This is a genomic window from Phytobacter massiliensis JC163 (genome assembly GCF_000321045.1).
Lineage (GTDB): Bacteria > Pseudomonadota > Gammaproteobacteria > Enterobacterales > Enterobacteriaceae > Phytobacter_A > Phytobacter_A massiliensis.
The window spans coordinates 376,961-403,611 of the sequence record NZ_HE578948.1 but is presented as its reverse complement, the minus strand read 5'-3'; the positions used below and the strand labels follow the sequence as shown (position 1 = coordinate 403,611).

Below are 26,651 nucleotides of genomic sequence, written 5' to 3'. Positions count from 1 at the left end.
CATCGTTGCGCGCGAAACGGATTAAACTAAAAGGACACCTCACAGGGAGGATACGATGATGAAAAAACTGCTCATTCTGGCCGCTTTTTTACCGCTGACCGCTTTTGCACAACCGCTTAACGTCACCAATAACCCTAATATGTCGGGTTATCAGATCCCCAGCCAGCAGCGGCTGCAGACGCAAATGCACTCGCAGCAGCAGGTTCAGAAAGGCATGTTGAACCAACAGTTGCAGACGCAAACGCGCATGCAGCAGCAGCATCTGGAATCGCAGATCAACAACAACTCGCAGCGCGTGCTGCAATCGCAGCCGGGCGAACTGAACGTGGGGCAACAGCAGGTGCTGCCCAATACCCATGGCGGGATGCTGCGTCAGGGAAGCAATACGGACGCCGGTTTAACTCAGCAGCAGCATATGCTGCCGGAAAAACGTAACGGCGACATGCTAAACCAGAATACGGTGACGACGCCGCAGGCTAACATCCCGTTAAAAACCGTCTCGCCCTAGGGCTGAAAATCAGGCCCGATAACCGCAATGTTGTCGGTACAGATACAGTCAATGCCCCAGCGCAGCAGCTGCGACGCGCGCTGGGGATGGTTGACGGTGTAGACCAGAATACGCAGCCCCGCCTCCCGTAACGCATCTACCCGCGCTTCATCGAGAAGACGGTGGTTAAGGTGAATCGACACGCAGCCGAGGCGCTGAGTGAGTTCATGCCAGTCGTCGCGCCATTCGTCCAGCAGCAGGCCGCGCGGCAGTTCCGGGGCCGCCGCCTGCGCCGCCTCAAGGGCGTCCACTTCAAACGAGGAGAGCAGGGGCGGCGTCATACCGGCCCACAGCTCGCGGGCCGCCAGCGCCACCGCTTTCCCGGTGACAGGCCCGGTGCCGGTGGTGGGTTTGATTTCAATATTGGCCAGTAAATTCAGCGTCCGGCAGCGCTCCGCCACCTGCGACAGTAACGGCAGCGGCTCGCCTTTAAACTCGCCGCTGTACCAGCCGCCCGCGTCTACGTTCAGCAGATCCTGCCAGCTCAGTTCGCCCGCAATACCCCAGCCGTTGCTGGTGCGCTCCAGATTGTCATCGTGCAGCAGAAAAATATGCCCGTCTTTCGACAGCTTCACGTCGAATTCAATCATGGTGTGACCATGGCGGGCGCCCACGTCAATCGCCGCGAGGGTATTTTCCGGTGCGAGCTTGCCGCCGCCGCGATGGGCGACAATGTGGGGGTAGGGCCAGTTACTCATACGCGTTGTCCTGTTTCACCGTCAAAAAGGTGCAGATGGTTTTCCGGCAGATGCAGCCACAGCGTGCTGCCCGCCGTCGGGCGCTCCTGATGCGACAGCCGGACAACCAGCTTATGGTCGCCCCAGCGCCCGTGGGCCAGATTATCCGCGCCCAGCATCTCCAGCGTGTCCATCACCAGCGGGACGCCCCCTGCGGACTGTGAGCTTAGCGCAATATGTTCCGGGCGGATACCCAGCGTCATCTTCCGTCCGGCGTAGCCGCGATAGTACCAGTTGATGGGCAACGCCATGCCGCTCGCCAGCTCAAAGTGGGTGCCGGTACTGCTGATGCGCCCGTCCAGCAGGTTCATCGCCGGGCTGCCGATAAAGCTCGCCACGAAGCGACTGGCCGGTTTCTCGTACACTTCAACCGGCGTGCCAATCTGTTCCGCCACCCCTTTATTCATCACCATTACCCGCTGCGCCAGGGTCATCGCTTCCACCTGGTCATGGGTAACGTACAGCGAAGTGGTCTGCAGGCGACGGTGCAGATGTTGTAACTCCAGGCGCATCTGCACGCGCAGTTTGGCATCCAGGTTGGAGAGCGGCTCATCGAAGAGAAAAACGGCCGGGTCGCGGACGATAGCGCGCCCCATCGCCACACGCTGGCGCTGGCCGCCGGAAAGCTCGCGCGGGCGGCGCTGGAGTAAGCCATCCAGCTCCAGAATGCGCGCCGCTTCCTTTACCCGCTCGGCAATGTGCCCTTTGCCCATACCGCGGATTTTCAGCCCCCAGGCCATGTTCTCCTCGACGCTCATATGCGGATAGAGAGCGTAGTTCTGAAAGACCATCGCGATACCGCGATCTTTCGGCTCCATTTCGGTAACCCGCTGCTGGTCAATCCAGATATCGCCAGCGGTGACGCGCTCAAGACCCGCCACCATGCGCAGCAGGGTAGATTTGCCGCAGCCGGACGGGCCGACCATCACAATAAACTCCCCGTCCGCCACATCCAGCGTTAGCGGTTGAATCACCTGGGTTTTGCCGTTGTCCCAGCTTTTGGTGACGGCCTGTAATTTAAGTCCTGCCATGAAGGTTGTTTCCCTTATTTCTCACTGTCGACCAAACCACGAACGAACGCGCGCTGCATGGCTAACACAATCACTACCGGGGGAATAAGCGTTAGCAGCATCGCCGCCATCACCAGGTTCCATTGCGTGGTGCCTTCACCGGTGGCGATCATGCCTTTGATGCCCGCCACGGCGGTGCCAAGGCTGACGTCGCTGACGATCAGCAGCGGCCACAGATACTGGTTCCAGCCGTAAATAAACGTGATAACAAACAGCGCCGCGAGGTTGGTGCGGGAGAGCGGCAGCACAATATCGCGGAAAAAGCGCATCGGCGACGCGCCGTCAATACGCGCGGCCTCCATCAGTTCATCGGGCAGCGTCATAAAGAACTGGCGAAACAGGAAGGTAGCCGTCGCAGAGGCCATCAGCGGCAGCGTTAAGCCGGTATAGCTGTCCAGCATCTTCAGGTTGGCTATCACCTCCACCGTCGGGAAAATACGCACTTCCACCGGCAGCATCAGGGTGATGAAGATCATCCAGAAGAAAAGATTACGCAGCGGGAAGCGAAACCAGACGATGGCGAAGGCCGACAGGATCGACACGGCGATTTTGCCGACGGTAATAGCCAGCGCCATGATGAAGCTGTTGGTCAGCATCAGCCAGAACGGCGCGCTGTTGGCCCCCACGCCGTTGACCCAAATAGTGCGCATATTTTCCAGCAGATGCGTGCCGGGGATCAGCGTCATCGGCGTTTCAAAAACGGCTCTGGCATCCAGCGTCGCCGCCACGAAAGCGACATACAGCGGAAACAGGATCGTCACGATGCCAAGGATGAGCAGAATATGGCTGAACAGGGTCAGGCCGGGACGATTCTCGATCATTGATAGCGCACCTTGTTTTCAACGTAGCGGAACTGAATCACCGTCAGGATGATGACCAGCACCATCAGCACCACCGACTGGGCGGCAGAGGCGGAGAGATCCAGCCCGGCAAAGCCTTCGCGGTAAATTTTATAAATGAGCGTGGTGGTCGCCTGCACCGGGCCGCCTGCGGTCGCCGCGTCAATAACCGGGAAAGTATCGAAAAAGGCGTAAACCAGGTTCACCACCAGCAGGAAGAAGCTCACCGGGGCGATTAACGGCAGCGACAGTTTGAAAAAGCGACGGATTGGCCCAGCGCCGTCGATAGCCGCCGCCTCGACCAGCGAGCGGGGAATCGATTGCAGCGCGGCAAAGAAGAATAAGAAGTTGTAACTAATCTGCTTCCAGACCGACGCGAATACCACTAAGAACATCGCCTGCCCGCTGTTTTGCGCATGGTTCCAGTCGTAGCCAAACTCCGCCAGAAAATGGGTCACCAGCCCGCGCCCGGGGTTAAAGAGGAAAATCCACAGTACCGCGGCGACGGCAGGCGCAACGGCATAAGGCAGCAGCATCAGCGTCTGATAGAGGCGGCTGCCGCGCACCACGTTATCCACCAGCGCGGCAAAAAAGAGCGAGGCGAAAATACCAAAGAAGGTGACCAGCGCGCTAAATTTGATGGTGGTCCAGAAGGCGTCGAGGTAGTAGCTGTCATGAAACAGCGCGGTGAAGTTCGCCATGCCGACAAACTGGCTGGAAAAGCCAAAAGGATCGACGCTCTGCACGGAGTACCACAGCGCTTCCCCCGCGGGCCAGATAAAAAAGATGAGGGTAATAATGAGCTGCGGGGCGACCAGCGCATAAGGTAGCCAGCGCGAGCGGAATACCGGACGGGATGAAGACATAGTTTGGCTCTGGTAGTTTTCCCCTCACCCCGGCCCTCTCCCCAAAGGGGCGAGGGAGAAAAGGCGGCTCCGTACCGTCCCCTCTCCCCTGTGGGGAGAGGGTTAGGGTGAGGGGCAGGTTTTAATTAAGATTTGGTCGACTGCTCAAAGCGGCGCAGGAGCTGGTTGCCACGCTCTACCGCCGCGTCCAGCGCCTGCTGCGGGGTTTTCTTACCGGTCCAGACGCTCTCCAGTTCCTCATCCACAATGGTGCGAATCTGCGGCATATTGCCCAGACGCAGCCCTTTGGTGAACGGCAACGGCGGCTTGTTCAGCATCTGACGGGTAGCAATGTCCGCACCGGGGTTCTTATCGTAGAAGCCCTGCTCGCGGGTCAGGTCGTAAGCCGCTTTCGTGATTGGCAGATAACCGGTTTTCTGATGCCATTCGGCGGCGTTTTCCGGCTTCGCCAGGAAGTCGAGGAACTGCGCCACGCCGGTGTAAATGGCTTTGTCTTTACCCTGCATAACCCACAGGCTCGCGCCGCCAATAATGGCGTTCTGCGGCGCGCCTTTGACATCGGCGTCGTAAGGCATCATGCCCACGCCGTAGTTGAATTTGGCATAGTGGCGGATATCCGCCAGCGACCCGGAAGAGGCCGTCGTGATAGCGCAGTCGCCGTTGTAGAACTTCTCGGTGGACTCATCCTTACGCCCGAAGTAGCTGAAATCGCCCTTCTTGTTCAGCGCCTGCAACAGCGCGATATGCTTCACCTGCTCCGGCTTGTTGAACTCCAGCACCGCGTCCGTGCCGTCAAAGCCGTTGTTTTTGGTCGCCACCGGCAGGCCGTGCCAGGCGCTGAAGTTTTCAATCTGGATCCAGCCCTGCCAGCCGCTAGCGTAGCCGCACTTCATGCCGGCCGCTTTCAGTTTTGCGGTATAGGCAGCCAGATCCTGCCAGGTTTTCGGCGGCTGCTCCGGGTCTAAGCCTGCTTTCTTAAAGGCGTCTTTGTTGTAGTAGAGCACCGGGGTGGAGCTGTTAAACGGCTGGGACAGCAGGTGGCCAGATTTGGAATCCGTGTAATAACCGGAAACCGTCGGCACGAACTGCGACTCATCAAAGTTGATGCCCGCATCCTTGAACACTTCATAGACCGGTTTGATTGCCTTAGAGGCCATCATGGTTGCCGTGCCCACTTCATACACCTGCAGCAGCGCCGGCGCGTTACCGGTGCGGAAAGCGGCGATACCGGCGCTCAGGCTCTGCTCATAGTTGCCTTTATAGACCGGCACAATTTTGTAATCCGGGTGGGTATCGTTAAAACGCTGCGCCAGGGAGTCCACTTCTTTGCCCAGTTCACCTTCCATCGAATGCCAGAACGGAATAGTGGTAACGGCGGCTGCATTGCCTGCAAAGATCATCCCAAGCGCCAGACCTAAAGCTGTGTGTCGTAACGGTGTCATTCGGTTTTCTCTCTTGTTGTGCCGGATGCGCGATATCACGCGATATATGCTCGCGAAGTAACATGACATGCTCGAATGACAGAAAAATAACTTTTTATTTACAGAATGATGACAGCCAGGCGTCAGAGAGATGATGGAATCGTGAAGGCGCGGAGGGATGGGAGATCGAGCGGCCTGATGCCCTCACCCCGGCCCTCTCCCACAGGGAGAAGGAGAAAACACTAACGGCGCAAACGTCGGGCGATTTCCTCAAGCGACAAACAACCTGCGGCGGCCTCAACCGTTAGCGTGACAAAATAGGGGTTGGCATTTAGTGAAATGCCGTTACGCCTGAGAAACAATAAGGTGATAAACAAGGCGGTACGCTTATTGCCATCATTGAAAATATGCCCGCGAGAAATAGCCAGCAAATGCATCGCTGCAAGAAGCCAGATATCGGTCACCCCTTCGTATTCATATTTATTTAATACGCGGTATAACAAGGCTTCTGCGCGGCCTGGGTCTGGCATACCCGTTACGCCAGGCGTCACGCTCAGAAGTTTGTCATGGAACACGACTATCTCTTCCGCTGAGATAAATTGCAAAGTCATCTGTCAGCCAGTTCCCTGATTTCGTTTCCGTGAACGCCCATAATGGCTTCAAATTCGGCATCGAGCTTTGCCGCCAGGTAACGCTCGAACTCTTCCGCACTGATGATAACCGCTGGCTTATGGCCGCGCCGTGTAATGGTTACAGGCGTTCCCGTTGCCGCAGAATCCAGCGCTGAGGCCAGATTTTGTCTGGCTTCGCTATAGTTCATTGTACGCATAAAGCCTCCTTTTAAGTACAAGTTAATTGTACAAGAAGAGAGCAGCCGATGCGAGACATAGCTCGATACGGGGGAACGGGGATGGGAGATCGAGCGGCCTGATGCCCTCACCCCGGCCCTCTCCCACAGGGAGAGGGAGAAAACACTAAAAACGACAGCCTGATGGCTGCCGTTTTGCTTTGAGTTAACCGCCTAAATAGGCGCTGCGCACCGCTTCGTTTGCCAGCAGCGCATCTCCGGTATCGGAGAGCACCACATGGCCGTTTTCCAGCACGTAGCCGCGGTCGGCAAGCTTGAGGGCCTGGTTGGCGTTCTGCTCAACGAGGAAGATGGTCATCCCCTCTTTACGCAGCTGCTCAATGGTGTCGAAAATCTGCTGAATGATGATTGGCGCAAGGCCAAGCGAAGGTTCATCAAGCAGCAGCAGGCGCGGCTGGCTCATCAGCGCGCGGCCAATCGCCAGCATCTGCTGCTCGCCGCCGGACATGGTGCCCGCCCGCTGAATGCGGCGTTCATGCAGACGCGGAAACAGTTCGTAGACCCATTTGATGCGGCTCTGGAACTGGTCGCGGTCGGCAAAGAATCCGCCCATCGCCAGGTTCTCTTCTACCGTCATGCGCGAAAAGACACGACGCCCTTCCGGCACAATCGCGACGGCTTCACGCATAATTTTCGCCGTCTGCCAGTCGGTAATGTCTTTACCGTCAAAGACAATAGTGCCGCTGGAGGCGCGCGGGTCGCCGCAGAGCGTCCCGAGCAGCGTGGTTTTACCCGCGCCGTTGGCGCCGATAAGCGTAACGATTTCACCCTGATTAATATGCAGGCTGACGTCGTGCAGCGCCTGAATTTTGCCATAGTGGGCGTTAACTTTGTCAAAAGACAGCATTACTTTTTCCATCTTATGCCTCACCTAAATAGGCACGGATCACATCCGGGTTGTTGCGAATCTCTTCCGGCGTGCCGTTTGCCAGCGGGGTGCCCTGGTTAACGACGTAAATACGATCCGAAATACCCATCACCAGTTTCATATCATGCTCAATCAGCAGGATGGTGGTGTTGTGATGGCTGCGCAATTCCACGATCAGCTCGTCCAGCTCTTTCGTCTCTTTCGGGTTAAGCCCCGCCGCTGGTTCATCGAGCATCAGAATTTCCGGCTGCGTCACCATGCAGCGGGCAATCTCCAGCCGCCGCTGGTCGCCATAGGCCAGGTTGCTGGCCTGACGGTTGGCGTGCTCCAGCAGGCCAATACGCTCAAGCCAGGTGGCGGCGCGGTCCAGCGCCTCGCTCTGGGCGCGACGGAACGACGGCGTTTTCAGCAGGCCGGAAAAGACGCCGGTTTTCAGCTGCTGATGCTGCGCTACCAGCAGGTTCTCAATCACCGTCATCTCACGGAACAGGCGAACGTGCTGGAAAGTACGAACGACGCCCATACGGGCAATCTGCTGGCCTGGCAGCCCTTCCAGATGCTGGTCACGCAGCATAATGGTGCCGCCCGTCGGCTTGTAGAAACCGGTCAGGCAGTTAAACACGGTCGTTTTACCCGCGCCATTGGGGCCAATCAGCGAAACAATTTCCTGAGGGTGCAAATCCAGCGCTACGTTGTTGACGGCCAGCAGGCCGCCAAAACGCATCATCAGGCCGTTGACGGATAACAGTGGCTGACTCATGCCTGCTCTCCTTTTGCCTGACCTTTCAGTTTCAGTTGTGGACGGGTCATCGGCAGCAAGCCCTGCGGACGCCAGATCATCATCAGTACCATCAAGCCACCCAGCATCAGCATGCTGTATTCGTTGAAATCACGCATCAGTTCGCGCGACACCACCAGCAGCACCGCCGCCAGGATAACCGCGAACTGCGAACCCATACCGCCCAGCACCACAATCGCCAGCACAAACGCCGACTCGGCGAAGGTGAACGATTCCGGGCTGACGAAGCCCTGGCGCGCGGCAAACAGCGTGCCGGCAAAACCCGCGAACGCGGCGCTGATGGTAAAGGCGGTCAGCTTGATGCGCGTCGGGCTTAAGCCCAGCGAGCGGCAGGCGATTTCATCTTCACGCAGCGCTTCCCACGCGCGGCCCAGCGGCATACGCAGCAGGCGGTTAATGACAAACAGGCTCAGCACCACCAGCAGCAGCGCCACCAGGTAGAGGAATACGACGCGATCGGACGGGTCATACTTCACGCCGAAGAAGTTGCTAAAGGTATCCCAGCCGCCTTCACGGGCGCTACGGCTGAACTCCAGGCCGAACAGCGTCGGTTTCGGGATCTGGCTGATGCCGTTCGGGCCGCCGGTAATTTCCGTGTTATTGAGCAGCAGAATACGCACGATCTCGCCGAAACCTAACGTCACGATCGCCAGATAGTCGCCGCGCAGGCGCAGCACCGGGAAACCAAGCAGGAAACCGGCCCCGGCGGAGACCAGCCCCGCCAGCGGCAGGCAGGTCCAGAAACCAAGACCGTAATAGTGGTTGAGCAGCGCGAAGGTATAAGCGCCAATCGCGTAGAAACCGCCGTAGCCCAGCACCAGCAGGCCGGAAAGCCCCACCACCACGTTCAGCCCCAGACCGAGGATGATGTAAATCATGGTCATGGTGGCGATATCTACCGTGCCGCGTGAAACCACAAACGGCCACGCCACCGCAATCACCAGCAGCGCCACCAGAAACAGCTTCTGTTTAACGGTGGAACCATCAATGGCCGGCAGAATAAATTTCGGCCCGGAGACGCCTTTCAACGACTTCTGGAAAACCGGGCGCAGCAGCTGGAAGAAAAAGACCACCGCGGTGCCGATAAAAATCCACTGCCAGCGGATATCGGCCGCCTTATCCACCACCAGTTTGGTGCCGTCCAGCTCCAGCTGGACGCCCATAAAGACGGCCGCCAGCACAAAGAACATGACGGCGGAAAGCAGCGCCATCGCAAAATGCATCGGTTTCATACTTTCTCTACCTCCGGACGACCCAGAATCCCGGTCGGCATCACCAGCAGCACAACAATGAGCAGGGCAAATGACACCACATCTTTATACTCGGTACTCAGGTAGGCCGAGGAGAGCGCTTCGGCAACGCCCAGAATCAGGCCGCCGATCATCGCGCCAGGAATACTGCCGATGCCGCCAAGTACCGCGGCGGTGAAGGCTTTCATCCCGGCCATAAAGCCGATGTACGGGTTGATAACGCCGTAGAACTGGCCGAGCAGCACGCCTGCCACCGCCGCCATTGCCGCGCCGATCACAAAGGTCAGGGCGATAACACGGTCGGTATTGATGCCCAGCAGGCTGGCCATTTTCAGGTCTTCCGCGCAGGCGCGGCAGGCGCGCCCCATACGGGAGTAACGAATAAACAGGGTCAGCGCCAGCATGGCGATAAAGGTCACGATCCAGATAACCAGCTGCATGGTTGTGATGGTGGCCGAGAAGTTTTCACTGTGGCCTACGGTCCACTGGCCGTTGAACAGGCTCGGCAGCGCGACATCGCGCGAGCCTTCGGTCAGGCTGACGTAGTTTTGCAGGAAGATAGACATCCCGATGGCGGAAATCAGCGCGATCAGGCGTTTTGAGTTACGCACCGGGCGATAGGCGACGCGTTCGATACTCCAGCCGTAGGCGCTGGCAATAACGATAGCGCCGACGAATCCCGCAGCAATCAGAAGCCAGCTGGCATCGATGCCCATCATCATGAGCGCGGCGATAATCATAAAGGAGACATAGCTGCCGATCATATACACCTCGCCGTGGGCGAAGTTGATCATGCCGATAATGCCGTACACCATGGTGTAACCGATGGCGATCAATGCATAGGTGCTTCCCAGCGTCACGCCGTTAAACATCTGCTGCAAAAAGTAGAGAAACTGCTCGGACATAACGTAACCTTATTTAAACTCTACGGGCATTGCGCCCGCAGAGAGGGATGACAGTTATTTCGCCACGGTCGACGAACCATCGGCGTGCCACTGAAACACGCCAAACTCAAATCCCTTTAAATCGCCTTTCTCGTCCCAGTTCAGCGGCCCAATTACGGTGTTAGCGCCGTGGGCTTTTAAATCCTTCACCAGCGCCAGCGGCTCATCGCTGCCGGAGCGTTCCATCGCCTGCGCCAGCGACTGCACGGCGGCGTAGGTGATCCAGACATACGGCCCGCTTGGATCTTTCTTATCGGCTTTTAAGGCATCAACAATGCCCTGATTGGCCGGATCCTGATCGTAGCGTTTCGGCATTGTCACCAGCATGCCTTCAGCCGCATCGCCCGCGATATTGGACAGCGAGGCGTTACCTACGCCTTCCGGTCCCATAAACTGGGTTTTAAGGCCGTTGGCCCGCGCCTGACGCAGCATCTGTCCCATTTCAGGGTAGTAGCCGCCGTAGTAAACGAAGTCGATATTCTCTTTCTTAAGACGGGCGATCAGCGCAGAGAAGTCTTTTTCACCGGCGGTAATGCCGTCAAAGAAGACGATATTGGCATTGCCCGCTTTCAGGCTCTCCTGCACAGAGCGCGCCAGACCTTCCCCGTACTGCTGCTTATCGTGAATGATGGCGATACGCTGCGGCTTGAAGGTGCCGAGGATATATTTCGCCGCGGTCGGCCCCTGGGAAGAGTCCAGCCCGGCGGTACGCATAATGTGCTGATAGCCGCGCTGCGTCAGCTCCGGGTTAGTGGCGCCGGGGGAGATCATCAGAATGCCTTCATCTTCGTAGATATCCGACGCAGGCTGCGTCGAAGACGAACATAAATGGCCAATAACATACTGAATGCCGTCGTTGACGATCTTATTCGCCACCGCCACGGCCTGTTTCGGGTCGCAGGCGTCGTCATATTCAACGGCCACCAGCTTATCGCCCTTAATACCGCCTTTCGCATTGATATCTTTAATGGCCTGGCGTGCGCCGTTGAACTCCATATCGCCCCACTGGGCGACAGGGCCGGACATCGCGCCTACAACCGCGACTTTAATATCTTCCGCCATGGCCGCGTGAGACATCGCAAGTGCAACCATCCCCGCGATCAATGTCTTCGCGTTCCTTTTCATTTTGAAACCCCATTCGTGATGCAGTGTAAATATTTTGTTTTTTATGGTTAAAAAGCATTCTGTACTTTTATTAGACAATGCTATTTTTACCAGTGCCATGAATGATTTAGCGTAGTTTTTTGCTAAAAACCAGACTAAATGCTCTATTTTTCAGTCCATTAAGGACAGATAATATTCTGTATTAGGGCGAAGATAAACAAAAAAAGCCCGAACGCCAGCATAAAATAATGGGACAAAGAGCGGAATAAATCACTACCTTTTAGGTAAATATTCTGCATGTTTCTCGATCCCTGATGTTTAAAGCTACCGCAGCGCTTGACTCAAAAGTAATCGCCTGCAAAAGGAATTAAAAAAAGTAACAGCCTGCCCCAGACGAAATTGTTTACACTGCCCCTATCTTTTGAGACAGGGACAAGCTGTAAATGAAATTGACCATCATCCGTCTGGCGACATTTACCGACCAGGATCATATTGATTTGGCAAAAATCTGGCCGGAATATTCGCCGGCATCGCTGCAGGTTGATGATACCCACCGCATCTATGCCGCGCGTTTTAACGACCGTCTGCTGGCGGCGGTGCGGGTCACGCTGCGGGGAACCCAGGGGGCGCTGGATTCACTGCGCGTGCGGGATGTCACCCGCCGTCGTGGCGTGGGGCAATATCTGGTTGAGGAAGTCCTGCGCGATAACCCGACGGTGTCTTCATGGTGGATGGCCGATGTCGGCGTCGAAGATCGCGGCGTGATGGCGGCATTTATGCAGGCGCTGGGCTTTACCGCGCAGAAGGATGGCTGGGAGAAGCGCTAGCCGAAAAGCTGTTCAATGGATTTTGTCGGGTAAAATAGCGCATGACTGTTTTCCCCGGCCAAGGGAATAAAGCCCAGCGCCTGATAAAAAGCCTGGGCTTTTTCGTTGATAGCTTCAACGAACATGCCGTGTATCCCTACGGCCAACGAAGCTGACCAGATCACCTTCATCGCATGCGTAACCAGCACAGCGCCCCAGCCTTTACCTTGTAGCGTGCGATCAATGGCTAATCGCCCTAACGTTACGCTGGGAACATTTTTGTAGGGGATGCGCTTCTGTTGCGTTTTTGAAGGTAACATGGCGCGTTCGAAGCAGCTTCCTGACAGCGTGTAGTAGCCCACGATTCGACGCTCCGGGGCCGCAGTTCTGAGCACGTAAGCACGCAGAATTTTGCTGTCATGCTGTCGTCGCAGATGTTCAGTCAGGAAAAGATTAAGCGACACATCTCCGCAGTCGAACTGCTGAAAATCATATTCCGTCCCATCCTTCAGAATTTCAATTGTCAGGTTTTTCACGGTTCATTCCATGTCAGAAAGACGTTTTGCCGCGCGTTTTAATTTTTCATTGGGTGCCGGAGGGTTGCTGAGCGCATTCATGACTTTCGCCCAGGACTCTTCGTTCAAAACAACCCGACGGTGTTGTTCAATCACTTCCGCAGCACGTTCCGACGCGCTATTAAGCATAAATTGCGTGACTGACTGATTGGTAATGGCAGCCGCTTCTTCAATCATGCTTTTGTCATCATCAGTCAGGCGCAGATCGATACGCTGCTTTTTTAGTGCAGGCATGATAACTTCCTCAGATCACGTGTACGGTAAAATACCGTACATGTGAGTTTATTCCTGACAAAGGGGAATATCAACTGATGGATAAGCAACACCGCATCCGGAAATCCCGGGTGCGCATGCGCTTACCCGGGCTACAAATCGTGCAGTGATGGGGTTTACGTAGCCCGGATAAGGCGAAGCCGCATCCGGGTTTAGAGAACCGTGCAGGGAAGCACGTTGAGGTTTATTTGGCGTCGGTCGCCGTGCCGTTCGCATGCCAGGTAAACACGCCGAACTCGAAGCCTTTCAGGTCGCCCTTCTCATTCCAGCTCAGCGGCCCCATTACGGTTTCAACGGAGTTTGCTTTCAGCCAGGTCGCGATTTCTGCCGGGTCGTCAGACTGGTTCAGGCCAGCGGCCAGGGACTGCAGCGCAGCGTAAGTGGTCCAGACGAACGCGCCGCTCGGATCCTGTTTCTTCGCTTTGATGGCGTCTACAATCGGTTTGTTTGCCGGAACCTGATCGTAGTTTTTCGGTTTGGTGACTAACATGCCTTCGGCGGATTCGCCCGCGATGTTAGACAGGGAGACGTTGGCCACGCCTTCCGGGCCCATGAATTTGGTTTTCAGACCTGCCGCACGGGACTGACGCAGAATCTGGCCCATTTCCGGGTGGTAACCGCCGTAATAAACAAAGTCGATATTCTCTTTCTTCAAACGTGCCACCAGGGTGGAGAAGTCTTTTTCACCCGCGGTGATACCGTCAAAGAACACCACATTCGCGCCGCCTTTTTTCAGGCCGTCCTGCACCGCGCGCGCCAGACCTTCGCCATACTGCTGCTTATCGTGGATGATGGCGATACGCTGCGGTTTCACGCTGTCCAGAATGTATTTTGCCGCGGTCGGGCCCTGATCTGAATCCAGACCGGTAGTACGCAGCGTCAGCTTGTAGCCGCGTGCGGTCAGCTCAGGCGCGGTGGCGGCCGGGGTGATCATCAGAATGCCTTCATCTTCATAGATATCTGACGCTGGCTGGGTCGAAGAGGAGCACAGGTGACCGATGACGTATTTGATGCCGTCATTGACCACTTTGTTCGCTACCGCAACCGCCTGTTTCGGGTCGCACGCGTCATCATATTTTGTGATAACCAGCTTGTTGCCCTTGACGCCGCCTTTGGCGTTGATATCAGCCACAGCCTGCTCCGCGCCGGTAAACTCCTGATCGCCATACTGCGCAACCGGACCAGACATCGCGCCCACGACCGCAACTTTAATATCTTCGGCCAATGCCATGTTGCTCATCGATAACGCAATACATCCAGCCAGTAACGCTTTACCCTTCATTTTCATCCTGAGATTCCCCATTTTATATGGTGATTGAACGTGTTGTGATGTTGTTATGCGACACATTATTCTGCTTATAAAGATAAGCAAAGAGTATGATAGTTGTTATTAACCCTGCTGCCGGTGTCTGAGCAGCATTCTCTGCTAAAACATACCCCATTTTCTGAAAATTGAAACGACAAATTTGAAGGTTATGTAACAGGCTAGTGACAGAATGAAAAAAAGCCGCGCGGGGCGGCTTTTATTTAACGGGTCAATGCGTCGGTAAGAATATCCAGCGCTTTGCGGAACTGAACATCGGGAATAGTAAGGGGATAGAGGAAGCGAATCACGTTACCGTAGACGCCGCAGCTCAGCAGCAGCAGCCCCGCATTGAGCGCGTTATCCTGCACCTGCTTCGTGAATTCCGGGCTGGGCGCGCCGGTATGCGGATCGTTAAACTCCACCGCCACCATTGACCCCTGAGCGCGAATATCGGCAATAAACGGACAGGTTGCCTGCGCTTTGGTAAGCACCTCAACCAGATGCCTGCCGAGGTGCTCCGCGCGTTCGCACAGCTTCTCTTCCTCAATGACATCCAGCACCGCGTGCGCCGCCGCGACCGCCAGCGGGTTGCCAGCATAGGTGCCGCCCAGCCCGCCCGGCGCAGGGGCGTCCATTACTTCCGCTCGCCCCGCGACCGCGGAAAGCGGCAGACCGCCCGCCAGGCTTTTCGCCATGGTGATGATGTCAGGTCTGATGCTGTAGTGCTCTACCGCAAACAGTTTGCCGGTGCGGGCGAACCCCGTTTGCACCTCATCGACAATCAATAAAATACCGTGGCTGTCGCAGATCTTACGCAGCCCCTGCATAAAATCATCCGGCGCGATATTAAAGCCTCCTTCGCCCTGCACCGGTTCGAGCAGAATGGCCGCCACCTGGTCTGGCGCAATATCCGCCTTGAAAATGCGATCGAGGCTTTTTAACGCCTCTTCGCTGCTGACGCCGTGCAGCGCGTTCGGGTATTGCGCATGAAAAATCGAACCGGGGAACGGGCCAAAACCGATTTTATAAGGCGCGACTTTACCCGTCAGCGCCATCGTCATTGAGGTGCGCCCATGAAAGCCGCCGCCAAAAGCGATAACGCCTGGCCGTCTGGTATAAGCGCGGGCAATTTTCACCGCGTTCTCTACCGCTTCTGCGCCGGTTGAGAAGAAAGCCGTCTTCGCTGCGCCCTCTACCGGCACGCAGGCGTTGATACGCTCGGCCAGGGTGACGTAGCTTTCATAGGGAACAATCTGGTAGGCGGTATGGGTAAAGGCATGGAGCTGCTTTTCCACTGCCGCCACCACCTTCGGATGACGATGCCCGGTATTTAGCACCGCAATACCCGCCGCGAAATCGATCACTTCGTTGCCTTCGACGTCCCAAAGCGTGGCATTTTCCGCTTTTTCAGCGTAAAAGCCGCACATCACGCCAATGCCACGCGGCGTCGCCGCTAAACGGCGCTGGTGTAGTTCGTTATTTTTCATCTTTATCCCCCCCGTCACTGATTCTTTTAACAGCATCCGATGCCACATTGACATAAGCGGTCCTATAATCGAGTACCAGTTTTAAATAATTGAGGGATCCAATTGCGCTCACTCGTCGCTGATTTACTGCAATTGCGCCTTGAGGCCCGGAACGACGTCAGACTGCATAAGAAATTGTATAACGCGATCCGCCTGTCGATTCTGGACGGAAGCCTGCCGCCGCAGAGTCGCCTGCCCCCAAGCCGCGATCTGGCGACCGAGCTGCATCTCTCCCGTAATACGGTGTTAACCGTTTATGAGCAGTTGCTGGCAGAGGGCTATGTCGTATCGCGCCGGGGCAGCGGCACCTTTGTGGCGCAGACGGTGCCGGACAGCCTGCTTTCAGCCCCGGCGTCAGCCACCGGCCGCCCCGGTAGCGCCCCGCCTCCCCCGCTCTCTGCGCGCGGCCAGCAATTGCTACAAAAAAGCAGCGCCAGCCCGCGTCAGTGGGGCGCGTTTCTGCCCGGCGTACCGGACGTTAACGCTTTCCCCCACGCGCTGTTTCGCAAGATCCAGTCACGGATTAGCCGCAGGCCGCAGGCCAGCCAGCTCTCCTACAGCAATGCCGGGGGCAGCCGCGCATTGCAGCAGGCGCTGGTGGACTACCTGCGCGTTACCCGTTCAGTACGCTGTAGCGCAGAGCAGATCCTGATAACCGAAGGCATTCATCAGGCTATCGACCTGGTATCCCGGATGCTGTGTAACCCCGGCGACACGGCATGGATTGAGGAGCCCGCCTACTGGGGCATTCGCAACGTGCTGGCGATGAATGGCGTGACGCTACAGGCAATCACGGTTGACCGCGCAGGTATGCAGCCGCCAGAGCCGAATGATACGCCGCCGAAGCTTATCTTCGTGACGCCTTCCCACCAGTATCCGCTGGGGTGCGTTATGAGCCTGGAGCGACGCCAGCGTCTGCTGGCGCTGGCGCGACAGACGGGGAGCTGGATTGTTGAGGATGATTATGACAGCGAGTTTCGCTTCTCCGGACAGCCGATTCCGGCACTACAGGGGCTGGTCGACGACGCGCCGGTGATTTACACCGGCACATTCAGCAAGACGCTCTACCCCGGCCTGCGTCTGGGGTATCTGGTACTGCCGCGCCCGCTGATGGAGCCCTTAAAAAATGCCCATGCGGAGCTGTATCGCGGCGGCCGGCTGCTGGATCAGGAGGCGCTGGCGCAGTTTATCGCCGAAGGGCATTACACTGCGCATATTCGTCGGATGCGTCTGCTTTACGCCCGCCGTCGCGCCCGGCTGGCTAGCCTGATCGCCGATGCGCTGGGAGCAGAGGCGCTGAGCGATTATAACGATAATGCCGGGCTGCACCTGGTGCTGTCGCTGGCGGACGAATGCGATGATGTGGCGCTGGCGCAGGCGGCCAACGCGCAGGGCATTCTGGTGCGTCCGCTGTCGCGTTACTACACGGGCGCTACGCCCAAAAAAGGGCTGCTGATGGGTTACGCGGCGATGGACGAAGGAGAGATGGAGGCGGCGTTCAGCGTCTTGCTGGCGTGCCTGCGGTAGCTTTCCCCCGCTGTGCTTATAGGAATTACGGGCAACAAAAAGCCGGGCTGCTTGCGCTAACCCGGCCTGTTTACTGCGCTTTAGCTTACGCTTCGATTGCGGCGCGCAGTTTTTTCATGGCGTTCTTTTCCAGCTGACGCACACGTTCGGCAGAGACGCCGTAACGGTCGGCCAGCTCCTGGAGAGTGGACTTGTTGTCTTCGTCCAGCCAGCGGGCGCGAATAATCGCCTGGCTACGCTCATCCAGACCCTGCATCGCGTCGGTCAGCTTGTTGGCCGCCTGCTCTTCCCAGTTGTCGTCTTCGATGCCGTCGGCAAAGTTAGACGATTTATCCTGCAGGTAGAGCACCGGTGCCATCGTGTGGCTGTCGGAGGCATCGTCGTCTGGAGACATGTCAAACGTCATGTCCTGCGCCGCCATACGCGACTCCATTTCACGCACGTCTTTGCTGGAAACGCCCAGTTCGCGCGCCACCATTTCCACTTCGTCCTGGTTAAACCAGCCCAGACGCTGCTTGGTTTTACGCAGGTTAAAGAACAGCTTACGCTGCGCTTTGGTGGTAGCGACTTTCACAATACGCCAGTTACGCAGAACGTATTCGTGAATTTCGGCTTTGATCCAGTGCACGGCGAAAGAGACAAGGCGCACACCCACTTCCGGGTTGAAGCGTCGTACCGCTTTCATCAGGCCGATGTTGCCTTCCTGAATCAGATCCGCCTGCGGCAGACCATAGCCCGAATAGTTACGAGCAATATGAACAACAAAGCGCAGGTGAGACAGGATCAGCTTCTTAGCTGCTTCCAGATCGCCCTGGTAATGCAGCTTTTCAGCCAGTGCCCTTTCTTCATCGGCCGTCAACATCGGCCATGCGTTAGCGGCCCGGATGTAAGATTCCAGGTTACCAACGGGGGCTAAAGCTAAAGATTGCATTTCTTTGGTCATTCAAATCCTCTCAAATTACATCCGACTGGCGGCGGTCCGTCCCCATCAGGCAACGCACATGCCAGCGTTAACGAGCAACGAGAATATCATCCACTCTTTTATCAGACAGTGATTTTATCCACAAGTTCCCGTGTGGGGTGTGAATAAATTACGCACAAAATGTGACACAAGGATGAAAAGCCGATGCAGGGGAAGAGAGATATGTTCAGAGACTTTCCCTGCCACGGGAATACCGCATTGCAGGGAAAGAGTATATCAGACTTTTTTTACTGGGGAGTAAAGTGACGTAAATGTTGCACAGTTGCAAGCCAGGCAGCGACCCAACCAATCATTGAGCACACCAGCAGCAGCAGCAGACACTCATCAAACGATAGCCCGCTGAGATCAAACTGCGCGCCAAACACCCTTGCCACATCGGTCACCGCCGAGGACAGGCGCATCACCAGAATTTCAGAGAGGATCAGCGAAAGGAACGCGCCGCTAAAGCCCAACAGCGCCCCGCCGTACAAAAACGGACGCAGAATAAAGCCATCCGTCGCGCCGATCAGTTTCTGCACGTTGATGGTATCGCGGCGGGCGAAAATGCTCAGCCGCACGCTGTTGCCGATGACCAGGAACACCGCTGCGACCATCAGCACGCCGATCATCGCCGATACGCGCCCCACCAGCCCGGTTAAAGCCGCCAGACGGGCGAACCAGCTATCGTCCATCCGTACTTCATCAATCCCGTGCAGGCGAGAGATGCGGTCACGCAACGTAGTGAGCGACTCGGTACTCTGAAAATCCAGTTTTGGCACCACCACCGCGACCGCAGGCAGCGGGTTCTCCTCCAGCATATCCAGCGCGCCGCCAAAGCCGGACCAGTTACGGAACTCGCCAAGCGCGTCTTCCCGGGAGAGATAGTTCACCTTATCCACCCCCTGCTCGGCCTGGAGCTGCCCCACAACCTGCGCGGCGGCGTCGTCATCCAGCGTCTTATCGAAATAGACGGTGATTTGCGGTGAAGGATAGTACTGCGACGCCGCCTGGTTGACGTTTTTGTAGACCATATAGCACACGCTCGGCAGCGTCAGGGAGATAGCGATGACCATCACCGTCAGGAAGGTGGCGAAGGGTTTGCTTTTCAGATCCTGCAACGCCCCCTGGAAGGCATACCGCACCTGCTCGTTAAACACATTGGTTTTACGCGAGTTTGGTTTAGGGGCCGCCTTCGCGCGCTTTGGCGCGTTGCGATTGCCGTCGCCCGCGGAGCCCGGCGACTTACGAAAACGGTCCAGCCTGTTGCCAAACTGGCGTATTTGATTCACTGCGTCGCGCTTATTCACCCGCCAGGCCTCCATGCAAATGGCCGTCGCTCAGGGTCAGCATACGGTACGAGCGGCGGGAGATAAGCCCCAGGTCGTGCGTCGCCATCAGTACCGTAACCCCAACACGGTTAAACTCCTCGAACAGACGTAAGATCCCTTCGGACAGGGCTTCGTCCAGGTTGCCGGTAGGCTCATCCGCCAGCAGAACGGCAGGTTTGTTGACCACCGCGCGGGCGATGCCCACCCGCTGCTGTTCACCGCCGGAGAGCTGAATCGGAAAACTTCTCGCTTTGTCGAGCAGCCCCACTTTATCGAGCGCCGCAGACACGCGACGGCGAATGTCATCGCCGCTGGCGCCCGCGATAATCAGCGGGATCGCCACGTTGTCATAGACGGTACGATCCATCAGCAGGTGGTGATCCTGAAAAATCATGCCGATCTGGCGACGCAAAAACGGCACCTCGCGGCTTTTCAGGCGGCTGATATCGTGCCCGCTAAACCAGATTTTCCCGGCGCTTGGCCGCTCAATGCCGCAGATAAGCTTGAGCAGGGTACTTTTCCCCGCGCCGGAGTGGCCGGTCAGAAAGGCCATCTCGCCCGGTTGCAGGTGGAAAGTGACCCCCTGCAACGCTTGTCTCCCACCGAGATAGGCTTTGCTGACGTGTTCAAAGCGAATCATTGTTAATCCTCTCGGGCAAAAAGTGCCTCTATAAAATCGCCCGCGTTAAACGGACGTAGGTCCTCAATACGTTCGCCGACCCCGATGTAGCGGATAGGAATGCCAAACTGATCCGCCACCGAGAAAATGACCCCGCCTTTTGCAGTGCCGTCCAGCTTGGTCAGCGTAATCCCTGTAAGACCAACCGCTTCCTTGAACAGTTTGGCCTGGCTTACCGCATTTTGCCCGGTGCTGGCGTCAATGGTCAGCATCACCTCATGCGGCGCATCCACGTCGAGCTTTTTCATCACGCGGACGATTTTTTTCAGCTCTTCCATCAGGTGCGATTTGTTCTGCAAACGCCCGGCGGTGTCGGCAATCAGAACATCAATATGGCGCGCTTTCGCCGCCTGAATGGCGTCGAAAATCACCGATGCGGAGTCCGCCCCGGTGTGCTGCGCAATAACCGGAATGTTGTTACGCTGCCCCCAAACCTGCAACTGCTCGACGGCTGCGGCGCGGAAGGTGTCCCCTGCCGCCAGCATCACCGATTTGCCCTGCTGTTCAAACTGACGGGCCAGTTTGCCGATGGTGGTGGTTTTACCCACGCCGTTAACGCCAACCATCAGGATAACAAACGGCGTTTTGCCTTCCACATTCAGCGGCTCATCGACCTTCGCCAGAATGTCACCCATCTCTTCTTTGAGCAAACCATACAGTGCTTCGGCGTCGCGCAGCTGTTTGCGCGATGCGCCTTCCGTCAGGCTGGTGATGATTTTGCAGGTGGTCTCTACGCCAACGTCGGCAATAAGGAGCTGCTCTTCCAGCTCCTCAAAGAGATCGTCATCGATTTTTTTACCGCGGAACAGGCTGATAAACCCGGAGCCGAGGTTTTCTTTGGTTTTTACCAGGCTGCGTTTTAAGCGGGCGAAGAAGCCCTCTTTCGTCGGTTTTTCCTGCTCAACCACGGCGGGCGCCGCCGGGGTTTCGGCATTCTCTTCAACCGGAACGACCACCAGCGCCTCTTCGGCGGCGTCTGCCGCTAACGCCTGCGCCTCCAGCTCTTCGTCGCTTAAGGCGGTCTCTTCGTCGACCGGCTCCAGCTCAGGCTGCCACTCCTGCGCGGCGAGCGGCGGCTCGGCCACCTCTTCCGGCAGCGGCAGCGCTTCGTGCTCAATAGCCGCCGGCGTCTCTTCGATCGCCGGGGCAGGCTCTACCGGCTGCGCCTTCTCGCTTTCCGCCAGCTGTTCGGTCACCTCTACGACCTGCTCAGCAAACGCCTCGCTGTCGGCAGGGGTATGATCCTCACTCACCGCTTCAACCGGTTGCTCAACGGCCTCTTGTTCTGTCTCTTGCTCTGGCTGCGGCGCTTCTTTTTCTTTTACCTGATCTTTCTGCCCAAAGCCCAGCCAGGAAAAAAGCCACGTTTCTTCTCTTCTGCCATTTGCGACCCTACTCCCGCTGTTAATTTATGGCACCCGCCCGTACTGCCGTAGCAGGGGCTAAAAAAATGTAATTAGCTAAATAGTCTATCACTTTCCTGAACACTCATCACCGCCTGCGGATTAAGGTTTCGCCCCGTGGCGCGCGCCGCTAGAATAGCAGGCCGAAATAGCGAGCTAAGCGATAACCATGAAGAAACCCAACCGAGCCGTCAGCGGCCAGATTCGCATTATTGGCGGACAGTGGCGCGGACGCAAACTGCCGGTGCCGGACAGCCCCGGCCTGCGCCCGACCACCGACCGCGTGCGGGAAACCCTTTTTAACTGGCTGGCGCCGATAATGGTCGATGCGCGCTGCCTGGACTGCTTCGCGGGCAGCGGCGCGCTGGGGCTGGAGGCGCTCTCCCGCTACGCCGCCAGCGCCACCCTGCTGGAGATGGAGCGCACGGTCGCCCAACAGTTGCAGCAGAACCTGGCGACGCTGAAGGCCGCGAACGGCAAAGTGGTCACCGGCAATACGCTGGCGTTTCTCGCCCAGAGCGGTACGCCCCACGAGGTGGTATTTGTCGATCCGCCGTTTCGTAAAGGCATGCTGGAAGAGACGTTGCAGCTGCTGGAAACCAACGGCTGGCTGGCGGATGAGGCGTTTATTTATGTCGAGAGCGAAGTAGAAAACGGCCTGCCGCCGGTGCCGGCAAGCTGGAGCCTGTACCGTGAAAAAGTGGCGGGACAGGTCGCCTACCGTCTGTTTCAGCGTCAGTCACAAGGAGAGAAAAATGCGCATAGTCATTAATCTGGGGCGGCTGTTGATGCTCTTCGTCTGGGCTTTCTTGCTGTTTAATCTGTTTGCGCCCTTTCCCAAGCCGCTCAATATTTTCGTCAATGTGGCGCTGGTGTTTACGGTCTTCATGCATGCCATCCAGGCGACGATGATGAAAAAATCGTTGCCGAAAGAGGGCCCGCAAATGACCCGCTTTGAAGAGTTTCGTATCTTCCTGTTTGGCGTCTTTGAGCTGCTGGTGTGGCTGAAAAAACTGAAACCGCAAAAATAAAGCCGCTTTTTAAGATTCCCCTGTCGGCGCTAACGTTGTCATTCGGTAGCGCCGCCCACTAAACTCTGTAGATGAGCCGTGGGCATGGTGCTCGCGATACAATAACGGATTCAGGGACTTACTATGCTTTGGTCATTTATTGCTGTCTGTTTCTCCGCCTGGCTGTACGTCGACGCCTCCTACCGTGGGCCTGCCTGGCAGCGCTGGGTGTTCAAGCCCGTCACGCTGCTGTTACTGTTGCTGCTCGCCTGGCAGGCGCCTATGTTCGACGCCATCAGCTACCTGGTGCTGGCCGGGCTCTGCGCCTCGTTGGTCGGCGATGCCCTTACCCTGCTGCCGCGCCAGCAGTTGCTGTACGCCATCGGCGCGTTCTTCCTTGCCCACCTGCTCTATACCATCTATTTCGCTACCCAGATGACGCTCTCCTTCTTCTGGCCGCTGCCGGTGGTCCTGCTGGTAATTGGCGCGCTGCTTATTGCCGTGATCTGGACGCGCCTTGAAGAGCTTCGCCTGCCGGTATGTACGTTTATTACCATGACGCTGGTGATGGTCTGGCTGGCGGGCGAGCTGTGGTTCTTCCGCCCCACCAGCCCGGCGCTCTCCGCCTTTGTCGGCGCGGCGCTGCTGCTTGTCAGCAATGTGGTCTGGCTGGGCAGCCACTATCGTCGCCGTTTCCGCGCCGATAGCGCCATCTCTGCCGCCTGCTATTTTGCCGGTCACTTCCTGATAGTTCGCTCGCTTTATATTTAAAAGGCTTGACTCTGGAGTCGACTCCAGAGTGTATCCTCCGGTTAATGAGAAAATTATCATTCACCGGAGGATGCGATGCCTGGTCCCGCCCACTCAAAAACACCTCAGTTCGCTACCATGAAACTGCGCCCGGCGTCAGCATGCGGCTGCAACAACGCCTGCGACGTTGAAACGCCGCCCGTAGAAACGGCCACGGGGGAGCGATTCGTCTGGCTTGTCGCCGGAATGGACTGCGCCGCCTGCGCCCGCAAGGTGGAAAACGCCGTGCGTAACGTGGACGGGGTAAAGCAGGTCCAGGTTGCCTTCGCCACGGAAAAACTGACCGTCATCGCGGAAACAGATATCCGCCAGCAGGTTGAAAACGCCGTGCGGCAGGCCGGGTATGCGCTAAAAACCGAAAATGCTCCGCAACAGGCGGCGGCCTCCCCCCTGCGTGAAAACCTGATGCTGATCGCGCTACTGGCGATGATGGGCATCAGCTGGCTGCTTGAACAGTTTAACCACCCCTTCGGCCAGGCGGCGTTTATCATTACCACGCTGGTGGGTCTGTGGCCCATTGCCCTACAGGCGCTGCGTCTTATCCGCAGCGGGAGCTGGTTCGCTATCGAAACCTTAATGAGCGTGGCCGCCATCGGCGCGCTGATTATTGGCGCGACGGCGGAAGCGGCGATGGTACTGCTGCTGTTTATGGTCGGAGAGCGGCTGGAAGGCTGGGCCGCCAGCCGGGCGCGTAAAGGGGTCAGCGCGCTTATCGCCCTTAAGCCCGATACGGCGACCCGCCTTGATAACGGCGAACGCCGGACGGTAGCGGTACAAGAACTGCGCCCCGGCGATGTGATTGAAGTTCCCGCAGGCGGGCGGTTGCCCGCGGATGGCAGGCTGCTGTCGCCGTTCGCCAGTTTCGATGAGAGCGCGCTGACCGGCGAATCGCTACCCGTGGAGCACGCGCAGGGCGATAGCATCCCCGCCGGGGCTACCAGCGTGGATCGGCTGGTCACGCTTACCGTTGTGTCCCAACCGGGCGACAGCGCCATTGACCGGATCCTGCGCCTGATTGAAGAGGCGGAGGAGCGCCGCGCCCCCATTGAGCGCTTTATCGACCGCTTTAGCCGCATCTACACGCCGGCGATTATGCTGGTGGCTCTGCTGGCGGCCATCCTTCCCCCGCTGCTATTGAACGCAGACTGGCTGGCGTGGATCTACAAGGGGCTGGCGCTGCTGTTGATTGGCTGCCCGTGCGCGCTGGTTATCTCCACGCCAGCGGCCATCACATCGGGCCTTGCGGCGGCGGCGCGTCGGGGAGCCTTAATTAAGGGCGGCGCGGCGCTGGAACAGCTTGGCCGGGTATCGCAGATTGCGTTCGATAAAACCGGTACGCTGACCGTAGGCAAACCGCAGGTTACGGGGATTTATCCGCAGGGCATTACCGAAGAGGCGCTGCTGGCGCTGGCCGCCGCCGTTGAGCAGGGATCAACGCACCCGCTGGCGCAGGCGGTGGTCCGCGAGGCGCAGGCGCGTGGCCTCTCCCTCCCGGCGGCTTCCGGGCAACGCGCGCTGCCGGGCACCGGCATTGAGGCGACAGTAGAAGGCCAGAAAGTGCTGCTGTGCGCGGCGGATAAATTCCCCGGCGAACTCAGCGCCCAGGTTCACGCGCTGGAACAGGCCGGGGAGACGGTGGTCGCCGTCAGCCGGGAAGGCGTGGCGCTGGGGGTGCTGACCCTGCGCGATACCCTGCGCGACGACGCGCGGGAAGCCGTAGAGGCGCTGCGGCGGCTCGATATTCAGGGGGTGATCCTCACCGGCGACAACCCGCGCGCGGCGGCGGCAATCGCTAATGAGCTGGGGCTGGCGTTTAACGCTGGTCTGCTGCCTGCGGATAAGGTCAACGCGGTCAGCGAGCTTAACCGGCAGTCCCCGCTGGCGATGGTGGGCGACGGTATTAACGACGCCCCGGCGATGAAAGCCGCCACTATCGGCATTGCGATGGGCAGCGGCACCGATGTGGCGCTGGAAACCGCCGATGCGGCGCTAACCCACAACCGCCTGACGGGGCTGGCGCAGATGGTGACTCTTGCCCGCGCTACCCGTGCCAACATCCGCCAGAACATCGCCATTGCGCTGGGGCTGAAAGCCATCTTCCTTATTACCACCCTGCTCGGCATAACCGGCCTGTGGCTGGCGGTGCTGGCGGATACCGGCGCAACGGTGCTGGTCACGGCCAACGCGCTGCGGTTATTGCGCAGATAAAAAACCCGGGTGCGGCTTACGCCTTACCCGGGCTACGATCGGAGGGAAGCCCGGGTTGCCGCACCCGGGATGCGGTTACTGCATCCCCAGCATCCCAGGCAACCACAGCGAGATCGCCGGAATATAGGTTATCAGGCCCAGAATGATCAGCAGCATGGCATAGAACGGCAGCATCGCCTTCACCACGGTTTCGATCTTCTGTTTGCTCACCGCGCTGGCGACAAACAGTACCGATCCCACCGGCGGCGTTATCAGACCGATCCCAAGGTTGACCATCATGATCATGCCAAAGTGCACCGGATCGATACCGAGCGCATTGGTCACCGGCAGCAGCACCGGCGTCAGGATCAGAATGATCGGCGCCATGTCCATCAGCGTACCAATCAGCAGCAGCATGATATTCAGGTAAATCAGGATGACGTACTTATTATCCGAGAGCGAGGTAAAGAACTCGGTAATACGCATCGGCAGCTGCATATAGGTCATGACGGCGCCAAAGGCGGCGGCAAATCCGATCAGGATCATAACGATCGTTACCGTTTTCACCGTGCGGCACAGCAGTTTCGGCAGTTCGTTCCACTGGTAGTCACGGTAGATAAACATGGTGACGAAAAAGGCCCACAGGCAGGCGACAGCCGCCGATTCGGTGGCGGTAAAGATCCCCGACAGAATGCCGCCGAGGATAATGACCACCGTCATCAGCCCCCACAGCGCATCCAGGAAAATCTTGATAGCCTGCTTAAACGGGATACGCTCGCCTTTCGGGTAGCCGCGTTTACGGGCGAAGCAGAGGCACAGCGCCATCAGCCCCATTCCCAACAGCAGCCCCGGCAGAATCCCCGCGATAAACAGCGTGGCGATAGAGACCGTACCGCCCGCCGCCAGCGAGTAAATCACCGAGTTATGGCTGGGCGGGATCAGAATCG

27 protein-coding genes and 1 pseudogene are annotated in these 26,651 nt (G+C 57.6%); 7 read left to right on the top strand and 21 right to left on the bottom strand.

Features of this window, described 5'->3' with window-relative positions:
• Positions 1 to 58: 58 nt before the first annotated feature.
• Positions 59 to 508 carry a DUF2756 family protein gene (locus ENTHG_RS19285; protein WP_044184026.1) on the top strand — a complete coding sequence of 150 codons (450 nt, stop codon included), beginning with the start codon at positions 59 to 61 and terminating at the stop codon, positions 506 to 508.
• Here ENTHG_RS19285 and ugpQ read toward each other — a convergent pair.
• From ugpQ to livK, 12 genes are all read right to left on the bottom strand, one after another.
• Positions 505 to 1,245 (bottom strand): glycerophosphodiester phosphodiesterase, encoded by a 741-nt coding sequence (gene ugpQ / locus ENTHG_RS19280; protein ID WP_044183588.1) that lies wholly within the window; start codon positions 1,243 to 1,245, stop codon positions 505 to 507. The two genes, ENTHG_RS19285 and ugpQ, sit on opposite strands and share 4 nt — an antisense overlap.
• Positions 1,242 to 2,315, bottom strand: coding sequence for a sn-glycerol-3-phosphate import ATP-binding protein UgpC (locus tag ENTHG_RS19275; protein ID WP_044183585.1), 1,074 nt, complete (start codon positions 2,313 to 2,315; stop codon positions 1,242 to 1,244). The genes ugpQ and ENTHG_RS19275 overlap by 4 nt, the downstream gene beginning before the upstream one ends.
• 14 nt (positions 2,316 to 2,329) lie before the next feature.
• The gene (gene ugpE, locus ENTHG_RS19270) at positions 2,330 to 3,175 is read right to left on the bottom strand and encodes a sn-glycerol-3-phosphate ABC transporter permease UgpE (protein ID WP_044183582.1); all 846 of its coding nucleotides are present in this window, start codon (positions 3,173 to 3,175) and stop codon (positions 2,330 to 2,332) included.
• Positions 3,172 to 4,059, bottom strand: coding sequence for a sn-glycerol-3-phosphate ABC transporter permease UgpA (ugpA, locus tag ENTHG_RS19265; RefSeq protein ID WP_044183580.1), 888 nt, complete (start codon positions 4,057 to 4,059; stop codon positions 3,172 to 3,174). The genes ugpE and ugpA overlap by 4 nt, the downstream gene beginning before the upstream one ends.
• Positions 4,060 to 4,184: 125 nt before the next feature.
• The gene (ugpB, locus tag ENTHG_RS19260) at positions 4,185 to 5,501 is read right to left on the bottom strand and encodes a sn-glycerol-3-phosphate ABC transporter substrate-binding protein UgpB (RefSeq protein ID WP_044183577.1); all 1,317 of its coding nucleotides are present in this window, start codon (positions 5,499 to 5,501) and stop codon (positions 4,185 to 4,187) included.
• A 221-nt stretch (positions 5,502 to 5,722) separates the two neighbouring features.
• Complete coding sequence (locus tag ENTHG_RS19255) at positions 5,723 to 6,091, bottom strand: type II toxin-antitoxin system death-on-curing family toxin (RefSeq protein ID WP_044183574.1); 369 nt, start codon at positions 6,089 to 6,091, stop codon at positions 5,723 to 5,725.
• Positions 6,088 to 6,309, bottom strand: coding sequence for a type II toxin-antitoxin system Phd/YefM family antitoxin (locus ENTHG_RS19250; RefSeq protein ID WP_044183572.1), 222 nt, complete (start codon positions 6,307 to 6,309; stop codon positions 6,088 to 6,090). The genes ENTHG_RS19255 and ENTHG_RS19250 overlap by 4 nt, the downstream gene beginning before the upstream one ends.
• Before the next feature lie 184 nt (positions 6,310 to 6,493).
• Positions 6,494 to 7,207, bottom strand: coding sequence for a high-affinity branched-chain amino acid ABC transporter ATP-binding protein LivF (gene livF / locus ENTHG_RS19245; RefSeq protein WP_044183569.1), 714 nt, complete (start codon positions 7,205 to 7,207; stop codon positions 6,494 to 6,496).
• A 1-nt stretch (position 7,208) separates the two neighbouring features.
• Complete coding sequence (gene livG, locus ENTHG_RS19240; protein ID WP_044183566.1) at positions 7,209 to 7,976, bottom strand: high-affinity branched-chain amino acid ABC transporter ATP-binding protein LivG; 768 nt, start codon at positions 7,974 to 7,976, stop codon at positions 7,209 to 7,211.
• Positions 7,973 to 9,247: a branched chain amino acid ABC transporter permease LivM gene (livM, locus tag ENTHG_RS19235; protein WP_044183561.1), complete on the bottom strand. Its 1,275-nt coding sequence runs from the start codon at positions 9,245 to 9,247 to the stop codon at positions 7,973 to 7,975. The genes livG and livM overlap by 4 nt, the downstream gene beginning before the upstream one ends.
• Entirely contained in the window at positions 9,244 to 10,170 is a 927-nt protein-coding gene (gene livH / locus ENTHG_RS19230) for a high-affinity branched-chain amino acid ABC transporter permease LivH (RefSeq protein ID WP_044183559.1), read from the bottom strand. The genes livM and livH overlap by 4 nt, the downstream gene beginning before the upstream one ends.
• Before the next feature lie 54 nt (positions 10,171 to 10,224).
• Positions 10,225 to 11,334 (bottom strand): high-affinity branched-chain amino acid ABC transporter substrate-binding protein LivK, encoded by a 1,110-nt coding sequence (gene livK, locus ENTHG_RS19225; RefSeq protein WP_044183556.1) that lies wholly within the window; start codon positions 11,332 to 11,334, stop codon positions 10,225 to 10,227.
• A gap of 422 nt (positions 11,335 to 11,756) precedes the next feature.
• On the opposite strand from livK, the gene panM reads away from it, so the two are divergent.
• Positions 11,757 to 12,140 carry an aspartate 1-decarboxylase autocleavage activator PanM gene (panM, locus tag ENTHG_RS19215; RefSeq protein ID WP_044183553.1) on the top strand — a complete coding sequence of 128 codons (384 nt, stop codon included), beginning with the start codon at positions 11,757 to 11,759 and terminating at the stop codon, positions 12,138 to 12,140.
• On the opposite strand, the gene ENTHG_RS19210 is transcribed toward panM, so the two are convergent.
• The 4 genes from ENTHG_RS19210 to ENTHG_RS19195 all read right to left on the bottom strand — a co-directional run bounded on the left by ENTHG_RS19210 (position 12,137) and on the right by ENTHG_RS19195 (position 15,760).
• Complete coding sequence (locus tag ENTHG_RS19210; RefSeq protein WP_044183550.1) at positions 12,137 to 12,655, bottom strand: GNAT family N-acetyltransferase; 519 nt, start codon at positions 12,653 to 12,655, stop codon at positions 12,137 to 12,139. The genes panM and ENTHG_RS19210 overlap by 4 nt on opposite strands.
• 3 nt (positions 12,656 to 12,658) lie before the next feature.
• Positions 12,659 to 12,928 (bottom strand): type II toxin-antitoxin system TacA family antitoxin, encoded by a 270-nt coding sequence (locus ENTHG_RS19205; RefSeq protein WP_044183548.1) that lies wholly within the window; start codon positions 12,926 to 12,928, stop codon positions 12,659 to 12,661.
• 223 nt (positions 12,929 to 13,151) lie between these two features.
• Positions 13,152 to 14,255, bottom strand: a complete 1,104-nt coding sequence (locus tag ENTHG_RS19200; RefSeq protein ID WP_106403332.1) for a branched-chain amino acid ABC transporter substrate-binding protein — start codon at positions 14,253 to 14,255, stop codon at positions 13,152 to 13,154.
• A gap of 239 nt (positions 14,256 to 14,494) precedes the next feature.
• Positions 14,495 to 15,760 carry a 4-aminobutyrate--2-oxoglutarate transaminase gene (locus ENTHG_RS19195; RefSeq protein WP_044183542.1) on the bottom strand — a complete coding sequence of 422 codons (1,266 nt, stop codon included), beginning with the start codon at positions 15,758 to 15,760 and terminating at the stop codon, positions 14,495 to 14,497.
• 102 nt (positions 15,761 to 15,862) lie between these two features.
• On the opposite strand from ENTHG_RS19195, the gene pdxR reads away from it, so the two are divergent.
• On the top strand, positions 15,863 to 17,326 hold the full coding sequence (pdxR, locus tag ENTHG_RS19190; protein ID WP_044183539.1) for a MocR-like pyridoxine biosynthesis transcription factor PdxR: 1,464 nt from the start codon (positions 15,863 to 15,865) through the stop codon (positions 17,324 to 17,326).
• Positions 17,327 to 17,411: 85 nt separating this feature from the next.
• Here pdxR and rpoH read toward each other — a convergent pair whose 3' ends face one another.
• From rpoH to ftsY, 4 genes and pseudogenes are all read right to left on the bottom strand, one after another.
• Positions 17,412 to 18,269, bottom strand: coding sequence for an RNA polymerase sigma factor RpoH (gene rpoH, locus ENTHG_RS19185; protein WP_044183537.1), 858 nt, complete (start codon positions 18,267 to 18,269; stop codon positions 17,412 to 17,414).
• 266 nt (positions 18,270 to 18,535) lie between these two features.
• Positions 18,536 to 19,594, bottom strand: a complete 1,059-nt coding sequence (ftsX, locus tag ENTHG_RS19180) for a permease-like cell division protein FtsX (protein ID WP_044184023.1) — start codon at positions 19,592 to 19,594, stop codon at positions 18,536 to 18,538.
• Positions 19,587 to 20,255, bottom strand: coding sequence for a cell division ATP-binding protein FtsE (gene ftsE / locus ENTHG_RS19175; protein WP_044183534.1), 669 nt, complete (start codon positions 20,253 to 20,255; stop codon positions 19,587 to 19,589). The genes ftsX and ftsE overlap by 8 nt, the downstream gene beginning before the upstream one ends.
• A gap of 2 nt (positions 20,256 to 20,257) precedes the next feature.
• Positions 20,258 to 21,678: pseudogene (ftsY, locus tag ENTHG_RS19170) on the bottom strand (signal recognition particle-docking protein FtsY).
• Between the two features lie 188 nt (positions 21,679 to 21,866).
• Between ftsY and rsmD the strand changes: the two are divergent.
• From rsmD to zntA, 4 genes are all read left to right on the top strand, one after another.
• Positions 21,867 to 22,469: a 16S rRNA (guanine(966)-N(2))-methyltransferase gene (rsmD, locus tag ENTHG_RS19165; RefSeq protein WP_044183531.1), complete on the top strand. Its 603-nt coding sequence runs from the start codon at positions 21,867 to 21,869 to the stop codon at positions 22,467 to 22,469.
• Positions 22,453 to 22,728 (top strand): DUF1145 family protein, encoded by a 276-nt coding sequence (locus ENTHG_RS19160; protein WP_071825910.1) that lies wholly within the window; start codon positions 22,453 to 22,455, stop codon positions 22,726 to 22,728. The genes rsmD and ENTHG_RS19160 overlap by 17 nt, the downstream gene beginning before the upstream one ends.
• A 123-nt stretch (positions 22,729 to 22,851) precedes the next feature.
• A complete protein-coding gene (locus tag ENTHG_RS19155) occupies positions 22,852 to 23,478 on the top strand; it encodes a lysoplasmalogenase (protein ID WP_044183528.1) in 627 nt (208 codons plus the stop codon).
• A gap of 75 nt (positions 23,479 to 23,553) precedes the next feature.
• The gene (gene zntA / locus ENTHG_RS19150; protein WP_044183525.1) at positions 23,554 to 25,725 is read left to right on the top strand and encodes a Zn(II)/Cd(II)/Pb(II) translocating P-type ATPase ZntA; all 2,172 of its coding nucleotides are present in this window, start codon (positions 23,554 to 23,556) and stop codon (positions 25,723 to 25,725) included.
• Between the two features lie 75 nt (positions 25,726 to 25,800).
• On the opposite strand, the gene ENTHG_RS19145 is transcribed toward zntA, so the two are convergent.
• The coding region (locus ENTHG_RS19145) for a TRAP transporter large permease (protein ID WP_044183522.1) at positions 25,801 to 26,651 on the bottom strand (851 nt) is incomplete at its 5' end.

Excerpts from the sequence above, each read along its gene's own strand:
- ugpB (WP_044183577.1), bottom strand. The coding sequence starts at position 5,501 with ATGACACCGTTACGACACACAGCTTTAGGTCTGGCGCTTGGGATGATC.
- livG (WP_044183566.1), bottom strand. The coding sequence starts at position 7,976 with ATGAGTCAGCCACTGTTATCCGTCAACGGCCTGATGATGCGTTTTGGC.
- ENTHG_RS19200 (WP_106403332.1), bottom strand. The coding sequence starts at position 14,255 with ATGAAAATGAAGGGTAAAGCGTTACTGGCTGGATGTATTGCGTTATCG.
- rsmD (WP_044183531.1), top strand. The coding sequence starts at position 21,867 with ATGAAGAAACCCAACCGAGCCGTCAGCGGCCAGATTCGCATTATTGGC.
- ftsE (WP_044183534.1), bottom strand. The coding sequence starts at position 20,255 with ATGATTCGCTTTGAACACGTCAGCAAAGCCTATCTCGGTGGGAGACAA.
- ENTHG_RS19285 (WP_044184026.1), top strand. The coding sequence starts at position 59 with ATGAAAAAACTGCTCATTCTGGCCGCTTTTTTACCGCTGACCGCTTTT.
- zntA (WP_044183525.1), top strand. The coding sequence starts at position 23,554 with ATGCCTGGTCCCGCCCACTCAAAAACACCTCAGTTCGCTACCATGAAA.
- livM (WP_044183561.1), bottom strand. The coding sequence starts at position 9,247 with ATGAAACCGATGCATTTTGCGATGGCGCTGCTTTCCGCCGTCATGTTC.
- ENTHG_RS19275 (WP_044183585.1), bottom strand. The coding sequence starts at position 2,315 with ATGGCAGGACTTAAATTACAGGCCGTCACCAAAAGCTGGGACAACGGC.
- ENTHG_RS19160 (WP_071825910.1), top strand. The coding sequence starts at position 22,453 with ATGCGCATAGTCATTAATCTGGGGCGGCTGTTGATGCTCTTCGTCTGG.
- livH (WP_044183559.1), bottom strand. The coding sequence starts at position 10,170 with ATGTCCGAGCAGTTTCTCTACTTTTTGCAGCAGATGTTTAACGGCGTG.
- ugpE (WP_044183582.1), bottom strand. The coding sequence starts at position 3,175 with ATGATCGAGAATCGTCCCGGCCTGACCCTGTTCAGCCATATTCTGCTC.
- ENTHG_RS19250 (WP_044183572.1), bottom strand. The coding sequence starts at position 6,309 with ATGCGTACAATGAACTATAGCGAAGCCAGACAAAATCTGGCCTCAGCG.
- ENTHG_RS19205 (WP_044183548.1), bottom strand. The coding sequence starts at position 12,928 with ATGCCTGCACTAAAAAAGCAGCGTATCGATCTGCGCCTGACTGATGAT.
- livK (WP_044183556.1), bottom strand. The coding sequence starts at position 11,334 with ATGAAAAGGAACGCGAAGACATTGATCGCGGGGATGGTTGCACTTGCG.
- ENTHG_RS19155 (WP_044183528.1), top strand. The coding sequence starts at position 22,852 with ATGCTTTGGTCATTTATTGCTGTCTGTTTCTCCGCCTGGCTGTACGTC.
- livF (WP_044183569.1), bottom strand. The coding sequence starts at position 7,207 with ATGGAAAAAGTAATGCTGTCTTTTGACAAAGTTAACGCCCACTATGGC.
- ENTHG_RS19255 (WP_044183574.1), bottom strand. The coding sequence starts at position 6,091 with ATGACTTTGCAATTTATCTCAGCGGAAGAGATAGTCGTGTTCCATGAC.
- ugpQ (WP_044183588.1), bottom strand. The coding sequence starts at position 1,245 with ATGAGTAACTGGCCCTACCCCCACATTGTCGCCCATCGCGGCGGCGGC.
- panM (WP_044183553.1), top strand. The coding sequence starts at position 11,757 with ATGAAATTGACCATCATCCGTCTGGCGACATTTACCGACCAGGATCAT.
- ugpA (WP_044183580.1), bottom strand. The coding sequence starts at position 4,059 with ATGTCTTCATCCCGTCCGGTATTCCGCTCGCGCTGGCTACCTTATGCG.
- rpoH (WP_044183537.1), bottom strand. The coding sequence starts at position 18,269 with ATGACCAAAGAAATGCAATCTTTAGCTTTAGCCCCCGTTGGTAACCTG.
- ENTHG_RS19195 (WP_044183542.1), bottom strand. The coding sequence starts at position 15,760 with ATGAAAAATAACGAACTACACCAGCGCCGTTTAGCGGCGACGCCGCGT.